Source organism: Micromonospora sp. ATLC20, assembly GCF_057196585.1.
The window spans coordinates 1-7,334 of the sequence record NZ_JBXUOV010000237.1 but is presented as its reverse complement, the minus strand read 5'-3'; the positions used below and the strand labels follow the sequence as shown (position 1 = coordinate 7,334).

Below are 7,334 nucleotides of genomic sequence, written 5' to 3'. Positions count from 1 at the left end.
GTCACCGGGACCGGGGCGCCCGGCGCGGCGGCGCGGGCCAGCGCGCGCAGGCGGGGTTCCGGCTCGACGGCGAGCACCCGGCTGACCTGCGGCGGATAGTGCGCGAGGTTGCGCCCGTTCCCGGCGCCGACCTCGACCACCAGGCCGTTCAGCCCGGCGACGAGGCGGGCGCGGTGCCCGGCCATGCCGGCCTGGTCCAGGGCGACGCTGGCGCGGGCGAAGATCCGGGAGAAGATCGGATGGGAGACCGCCATCAGCGGCCGGCCGGTGGCGCGCCGAGGCTGAGCAGGAGCGGGCCGGCGGATCCGTCGACCAGGTCGCCGAGGCGTACCCCGTCGAGCACGGCGAGGAAGGCGGCCTGCGCGCGGCGCAGCTCACCGCGCAGCCGGCACTCCGCGATCAGCGGGCAGACCGGCTGCGCGCAGTCGACCACCTCGCCGTCGCCCTCGAAGGCACGGACCACCTGGCCGACGGTGATGTCCGCGGCGTGCTCGGCGAAGGCCACGCCGCCGGAACGGCCCCTGATGGTCACCAGGACCCCGATGCGTTGCAGTCGCTGCACCACCTTGGCGACGTGGCTGCGGGGCAGTTCGAGCCGGGTGGCGAGTTCGTCGACGGTGGCCCGGACCGGGGACGCGGCGGTCAGCATGGCGATCCGCAACGCCATGTCGGTCGACCGGTTGAGCCTCACGCACCGACCCTAGCCACTCGGCGCCGTCCAGGACACCAGCAGATTCACGGTGACCCATGCCACCCCGGCGCCGGGACCTTCGGCCCTAAAAGAGGAATCTCCGAATCCTGTTTCGTGGGGATCGACCTGTTCGAGCCCCGGAAGGAGATTCGGTCGTGCTCTCGGAATCCTCAGCAGCGGTCGTGACCGCCACCCTGCCCGTCGTGCGGGCGCACGGCGAGGCCATCACCGGCCGCTTCTACCAGCGGATGTTCGACGCCCACCCGGACCTGCTGGACCTGTTCAACCGGGGCAACCAGGCCACCGGGGCGCAGAAGGCCGCGCTCGCCTCGGCGGTGGTCGCATACGCGGCGCACCTGACCGGCGACGGCGGCATGCCGTGGGGGCCGGTCCTGGACCGGATCGCGCACAAGCACGCCTCCCTCGGCATCACCGCCACCCAGTACCCGATCGTCGGCCGGCACCTGCTCGCCGCGGTCGGCGAGGTGCTCGGCGACGCGGTCACCCCGGCGGTGGCCGCCGCCTGGGACGAGGTCTACTGGCTGCTGGCCTGCGAGCTGATCGCCCGCGAGGCGCGGCTCTACGCCGGCGCCGGCGTACCCGAGGGCGGTCCGGTGTGGCAGGACTGGCGGGTGACCGGCCGGACCCGGGAGAGCGCCGACGTCGTCTCGCTCACCCTCGCGCCGGCCGGCGGCGGCGCCGCGCCCGGCTTCACCCCCGGCCGGTACGTCTCGGTCGCCGTCGACCTGGACGGCGGCCGAGGGCAGCAGATCCGCCAGTACAGCCTCTCCGGCCGCCCCGGCGCCGAGGAGTGGCGGATCACCGTGAAGCGGGTACGCGGCGAGGGCGGCGCCCCCGACGGCATGGTCTCCGGTCACCTGCACGACCGGGTGTCCGCCGGCGACACGCTGCGGCTCAGCCCGGCGTTCGGCGAGGTCGACGCCACCGGCGGCGACGGGCCGCTGCTGCTGGTCAGCGCCGGCATCGGGCTCACCCCGGCGATGGCCGCGCTGGCCCACCTGGCCGACCGGGATCCCGGACGGCGGGTGACGCTGGCACACGCCGACCGCGCCGCCGAGGCGCACGCGCTGCGCGCGGAACTCCCCGCGCTCCAGCAGCGGCTGCCGAACCTGGCCGTCCACCTCTGGTACCTCGACGCCGCCGGGGCCGACCTGCCCGGCCTGAAGGCGGAGGTGTCCGCCGGGCTGATCGACCCGGACCGGCTCCCGCTGCCCGCCGGGGTGGACGCGCACCTGTGCGGCCCGGTCGCGTTCATGAACCTGGTCCGGGGCAACCTGCTGCGCCGGGGTGTGCCGGCCGAGCGGATCGCCTACGAGGTGTTCGGCCCCGGGATGCTGCCGGGCTGACGCCCCGCGGAGAAGTCGACGATCTCCTGGTTAGGGGCGCAAGCCGAGGGTACGGGTCCTCCATGCGCATCCCCGGCATCAACGCGATCCTCCGGCCACCACGGAAGCGGTGGACGCCGCCCCACCGGACGCCGGGGCGCCGGCCACCCGCGTCGACACGCTCGTGGCGGCGGCGCGCCGGCTGACCGAGGACGCCGACGCCGCGTACCGACTCGGCGCACGGGCACGCGAGTGGCGGGGAAGCGGTCCGGTCCGGACCGCTTCCTCGCCGACTGGGACCGGATCCTGGAGGACGAGAACATGCGCATCGCGATGATTTCCCAGCATGCCAGCCCGCTCGCCGCCCCCGGCGAGGAGGACGCGGGCGGCCAGAACACGCACGTGGCGGAACTCGCGTCCGCGCTCACCGTTGCCGGCCACGACGTCCGCGTCTACACCCGCCGTGACTCCCCCGAGCTGCCCGAGGCGGTCGACGCGCCGGACGGCTACCAGGTGTGCCACGTGCCGGCCGGTCCCGCGCGGCGGATGCCGAAGGACGACCTGCTGCCGTACACGGGCGAGTTCGGGAGCCGGCTGGCCGACACCTGGCGGCGCGGCGGCTGGACCCCGGACGTGGCGCACGCGCACTTCTGGATGAGCGGGCTGGCCACCGTACACGCGAGCCGTCGCACCGGCGTGCCGACCGTGTTGACGTACCACTCGCTCGGCACCGTCAAGCGTCGCCACCAGGGCGTACGGGACACCAGTCCACCGGGGCGCGCCGGTTACGAGCGGGCGCTCGGCCGGGCCGTGGACCGGGTCGTCGTGCAGTGCTCCGACGAGGTCGCCGAACTGGTGCGGATGGGCGTACCCCGGTCCCGGATGGCGCTCGTGCCGGCCGGCGTCAACGAGGCGGTGTTCCGCCCGGACGGCCCGGTCGCGCCCCGCGACCCGGCCCGCCCGCGCATCCTCACCGTCGGGCGGATGGTCGAACGCAAGGGCTTCCTGGACGTGGTCCGGGCGCTACCGGCGGTGCCGGACGCGGAGTGCGTGGTGGTCGGCGGCCCGCCGGGCCACCTGCTGCCCGCCGACACGTTCGCCCGCCGGCTGTCCGCGCTCGCCGACTCGTGCGGCGTGGCCGACCGGGTACGGCTGCTCGGCGGCGTGCCGCGCGAGGAGATGGCCGCCTGGTACCGGTCGGCGGACGTGCTCGTGGCCGCCCCCTGGTACGAGCCGTTCGGGCTCACCCCACTGGAGGGCATGGCCTGCGGCGTGCCGGTGATCGGCACGAACGTGGGCGGCATCGCCGACAGCGTGGTGGACGGGCTCACCGGCGACCTGGTGCCGCCGCGTGACCCCCGCGCGCTCGGCACCGCGGTGCGCCGGCTGCTCGGCGACAACGTGCGCCGGTTCGCGTACGCCACCGCCGCGCTCGACCGCGTCCGCAGCCGGTACTCCTGGAGGCGCTGCGCGGAGCAGCTCGTCGCGGTCTACGGCGCGCTGACGAACGCGGCCCGGCCCGCACCGGCGGTGGCGTGAGGCGACCCCTTGCTACCCACCGGTAAGGTTCGGGCCGTACCCTGATCCGGGTGAGCGGGGACTACACCCAGGAGTACGTGGACGTCGACGGCGCGCGCATCGGCGTGCAGGTCTACCCGGAGCCGGCCGGTCCGCCCGGCGCGCCGGTGGTGCTGATCTGGCCCGCGATGGGCGTACGCGCCCGCTACTACCGGCCGTTCGCCGCCGCGCTGCGCGACGCCGGGCTCGCGGTGATCGTGGCCGACCTGCGCGGCACCGGCGAGAGCACCCCGGTGCCGTCGCGCGCCTGCCGGTACGGCTACCAGGAGATGGCCGCCGACGTCGGCGCCGTGCTCGACGCGCTCAAGCCCCGGCTGGACGGCCGCACCCGGCTGCTGCTCGGGCACTCCCTCGGTGGCCAGGTCGCGGTGCTGCACCAGGCGCTGGACGACGACGACCGGGTGGACGGGCTGGCCCTGGTGGCGGTGGGGCTGCCGTGGTGGCGGACGTACCCGGGCCTGCGCGGGTGGGGCGTGCTGCCGTACACCCAGGCCATCGCGGCGACGGCGCGGCTGCTCGGCGTCTGGCCGGGCTGGGGTTTCGGCGGCCGGCAGGCACGCGGCGTGATCCGCGACTGGGCCCACACCGCCCGCACCGGCCGGTTCCCGGCACTCGACGGCGTGGACGCGGAGGCCGCCGTGCGGCGGATCCGGACGCCGGTGCTCGCGGTCAGCGTCGACGACGACCAGTACACGCCGCACGAGACGCTCGACCACCTCTGCGGGAAGCTGACCGCGGCGCCGGTGACGCGGCACCGCTACACGGCCGCCGAGGCGGGCGCACGGCTGGACCACTTCACCTGGGTACGCGCGTCGGCGCCGCTGGCCGCCCGGATCGCCGCGTTCGCGGACACGCTCCCCCGGCGCTGAGCCCACGCCGGCACTGAGCCACTGAGCGCACGCTCCCCCGCCGGTGAGCCACGCCCGGGCGTGAGTCGCCCGATCGTGGGTATGCCGCACCGCCCGAACACGGCGGAGGGGGATCTGATGTCAGAACGGCACACCACGCTGCGCTCGATGCACGACCTGGGCCTGGCGGCCTGGTTCGGCGGTTCCCTGATGGGGGCGCTGGGCGTGAACGGCGCGGCGGCGCGGATCAACGACACGACCGAGCGGCTGCCGGTGGCCTCGGCCGGGTGGGCGCGGTGGACACCGGTGAACGCGGCGGCGATCGGCGCGCACCTGGCCGGCGCGGTCGGTGAACTGGTCACCGAGAGCCCGCGGATGGCCCGCCAGGCGGGCGTGGGGAAGATGAGCGCGGTGAAGACCGCGCTGACGGTCGGGGCGCTGGCCGTGACCGGCTACAGCCGGCTGGTCGGCATGCGGCTGGAGAAGGCCGGCGGGCCGCCGGTCGAGGGGACCACCGAACCGAACCACCACACCCCGGCGAACGTCGCCGCCAGTCAACGGCAGATGAAGCTGCTCCAGTGGGCTGTTCCGGCGCTGACCGGCGCGCTCGTCGTGGTGTCGGCGTACATGGGCGAGCAGCAGAAGCCGGGCCAGGTGTTCCGGGGCATGCTCGACCGCGCGGGCGGGCTGATGGCCGCGCCGAAGAACATCGGCAAGGTGGCCGCCGTGGGCGCGGCCGGCCGTCACCTGGTCGGGGCGAGCCGCTGACCACCGCGCGGCCGACGACCCACATCGGGGTGGGTCGCCGGCCGCGCGGTGCACCGGGACCGGACCGGCCGCCGTCGGGCGGCGCGGGCACAGCAGGCGAGGTGAGGTGACCATGACCAGCAGGGACCGGCCGGGTACCGGTGACGGGCGCGGGCCGGAGTCGGCGGCGCCGTGGGGGACCACCGACGGCTTCGACGCCGACCCGCCGTGGGGCGCCGGTGACAGCGACCCGATGGACGAGGGCAGCGAGGAGACCGCCGTACCGCAGGGGCGGCGCGGTGAGCGCCGGGCGGCCGGCGCCGGGCCGGGCGGGCCGAAGGCGGGCCGGCACGGGTTCGGATCCGTCGAGCCGACCCGGACGGCCGAGGCCGGGCCGGGCGCACCGCCGGATCCCGCCCCGTCCGGGCGGACGTTCCCGGACGACAGGGCGGACGGCGACCTCGGCGACAACGCGCTGGAGGAGGCGACCGGGATGCGTCCGGAGACGCGTCCCTGAGCCGTCAGGACCCGGTGCCGTCCTCACCCGGGTCGCCGAGCGCGGACGGCTCGTTGTCCGGCACCGGCGACTCGGTCACCGGATGCCCGGTGTCGTCGACCAGGCCCGGCGCCATGCTGCCGCCGTGTGCCTCCTCGGCCTCCCGGGTCGCCCGCGGGTCCCGCTCGTCGTTGCGCCGCTGCTCCACCGATCCCCCTTCGCTGTCGTCCATGACCCCGGCGGTACCCGGACGGTGGCGGCGGAAACGTCAGGCGCGCGCGGCAGCGGGGGCGACGTCGAGCAGGTCGGCGAGGCGGGCGGCGTCGCGCTGGGCCTGGTCGCCACAGCAGTTGTTCATCAGCACGTGCAGTTCGGCGCACTGGTCGGCCAGTTCGCGCAGCAGCACCGACCAGTGCCGCAGCTCGTGCTCGCCGTAGGCGTAGCGGAACCGTTCCTGCTTGTCGCCGCTCTCCCAGGCCGTGCTGTGCCCGTGGAACCGGATCACGGCCAGGTCGGTGGTGGCGACCAGGACCGGCGGCACCGAGGAGGCGTGCCCCTGCGGCATGTCCACGCAGGCGTACCCGAGGTCGTGCTCGCGCAGGAACGTCACGGTCTCGGCCATCGCGTCCCCGTCGAACCAGGACGAGTGCCGCAGCTCGACGGTGACCGGCCAGGGACGGCAGCGCCGGGCCGCGTCGAGGATCCGCCGCCGAGCCGCCTCGCCACGCGCCAGCCACGGCGGGAACTGCAACAGCACGGCGCCGAGCCGGTCGGCCGCCGCGAGCGGCGCCAGCGCCGCGTGGAACCGGTCCCACACCTCGTCGTACGCCCCGGCGGGCAGGTCGCGCCAGCGGATCCGGCTCGGGCCGCCGGCCGGACGCAGGTCCTTCGGCAACGCGTCGATCGGTGTGTGGTGGCCGGTGAACAGGCGGAACGCCTTGACGTCGAAGGTGAATCCGTCCGGCGTCGCGGCCGCCCAGCCCGCCGTGGTCTCCGGCGCCGGCACGGCGTAGTACGACGTGTCCACCTCGACCAGTCCGAACCGCTCCGCGTACCAGCCGAGCCGGCCGGCGGGCGTGTTGACCCCGCGCGGATACCAGCCGGAGCGGACCAGCATCTGGTCGGCCCAGGACGACGTGCCCACCTTGATGACACCCATGTAATTCAGTTCACCGCGACCGCCGGACATCGGCAACCGGAGATGCCCTCCGGGTCCGGACCGGCACCGGGTGACCGGCCTCACCGTGGTTTCGCGCCGCCCGAGTGTGACGCCCGGCCGGTTTGCGGCGCTGAGGGTCACGAGATGGACGCATCCGGCCTGGACCAGGAAACCGTCGAGCGGCTGCTCGCCGGCCGCTCCGGCGACGCGCCGCCCGCTCCGCCGGCACTGCTCGCCGTGCTGGCCGCGGTCCGGGCCGCACCGGGCGCGGGCGAACTCGACGGCGAGGCGGCAGCGGTCGCCGGGTACCGGTCGGCCCGGCGGATGCGCCGTCGCCGCCGTGTCCGCTTCGGTGTCCGGATGGCGGTGGCCGGGCTCGCCGCGTCCCTCACCGGTGGTGTCGCGCTCGCCGCGACCGGGAACCTGCCGCGCGCCGCACGACCGGCGCCGCCGCCGATCGGCACCGCGC

The 7,334-nt window shown here is 75.6% G+C and carries 8 protein-coding genes and 2 pseudogenes; 6 read left to right on the top strand and 4 right to left on the bottom strand.

What is annotated here, in order from left to right:
* Positions 1 to 254: pseudogene (locus AC2CHG_RS28695) on the bottom strand (SAM-dependent methyltransferase); the annotation flags it as partial.
* Positions 254 to 691, bottom strand: a complete 438-nt coding sequence (locus AC2CHG_RS28690; protein ID WP_262012187.1) for an RrF2 family transcriptional regulator — start codon at positions 689 to 691, stop codon at positions 254 to 256. The pseudogene AC2CHG_RS28695 and the gene AC2CHG_RS28690, both read right to left, overlap by 1 nt.
* A gap of 155 nt (positions 692 to 846) precedes the next feature.
* Between AC2CHG_RS28690 and AC2CHG_RS28685 the strand changes: the two genes are divergently transcribed.
* From AC2CHG_RS28685 to AC2CHG_RS28665, 5 genes are all read left to right on the top strand, one after another.
* Positions 847 to 2,058 (top strand): globin domain-containing protein, encoded by a 1,212-nt coding sequence (locus AC2CHG_RS28685; RefSeq protein WP_262012186.1) that lies wholly within the window; start codon positions 847 to 849, stop codon positions 2,056 to 2,058.
* A 300-nt stretch (positions 2,059 to 2,358) separates the two neighbouring features.
* Positions 2,359 to 3,576 carry a glycosyltransferase gene (locus AC2CHG_RS28680; RefSeq protein WP_262012409.1) on the top strand — a complete coding sequence of 406 codons (1,218 nt, stop codon included), beginning with the start codon at positions 2,359 to 2,361 and terminating at the stop codon, positions 3,574 to 3,576.
* A 50-nt stretch (positions 3,577 to 3,626) separates the two neighbouring features.
* Complete coding sequence (locus tag AC2CHG_RS28675; RefSeq protein WP_269696484.1) at positions 3,627 to 4,484, top strand: alpha/beta hydrolase family protein; 858 nt, start codon at positions 3,627 to 3,629, stop codon at positions 4,482 to 4,484.
* A gap of 117 nt (positions 4,485 to 4,601) precedes the next feature.
* The gene (locus tag AC2CHG_RS28670) at positions 4,602 to 5,231 is read left to right on the top strand and encodes a hypothetical protein (protein WP_194800869.1); all 630 of its coding nucleotides are present in this window, start codon (positions 4,602 to 4,604) and stop codon (positions 5,229 to 5,231) included.
* A gap of 112 nt (positions 5,232 to 5,343) precedes the next feature.
* Positions 5,344 to 5,727 (top strand): hypothetical protein, encoded by a 384-nt coding sequence (locus AC2CHG_RS28665; protein WP_194800868.1) that lies wholly within the window; start codon positions 5,344 to 5,346, stop codon positions 5,725 to 5,727.
* A 4-nt stretch (positions 5,728 to 5,731) separates the two neighbouring features.
* On the opposite strand, the gene AC2CHG_RS28660 is transcribed toward AC2CHG_RS28665, so the two are convergent.
* Positions 5,732 to 5,938 (bottom strand): GTPase activator, encoded by a 207-nt coding sequence (locus AC2CHG_RS28660; protein WP_194800867.1) that lies wholly within the window; start codon positions 5,936 to 5,938, stop codon positions 5,732 to 5,734.
* Between the two features lie 36 nt (positions 5,939 to 5,974).
* Positions 5,975 to 6,865, bottom strand: coding sequence for a DUF72 domain-containing protein (locus AC2CHG_RS28655; protein ID WP_269696483.1), 891 nt, complete (start codon positions 6,863 to 6,865; stop codon positions 5,975 to 5,977).
* A gap of 144 nt (positions 6,866 to 7,009) precedes the next feature.
* On the opposite strand from AC2CHG_RS28655, the pseudogene AC2CHG_RS28650 reads away from it, so the two are divergent.
* A pseudogene (locus AC2CHG_RS28650) lies at positions 7,010 to 7,334 on the top strand (hypothetical protein); the annotation flags it as partial.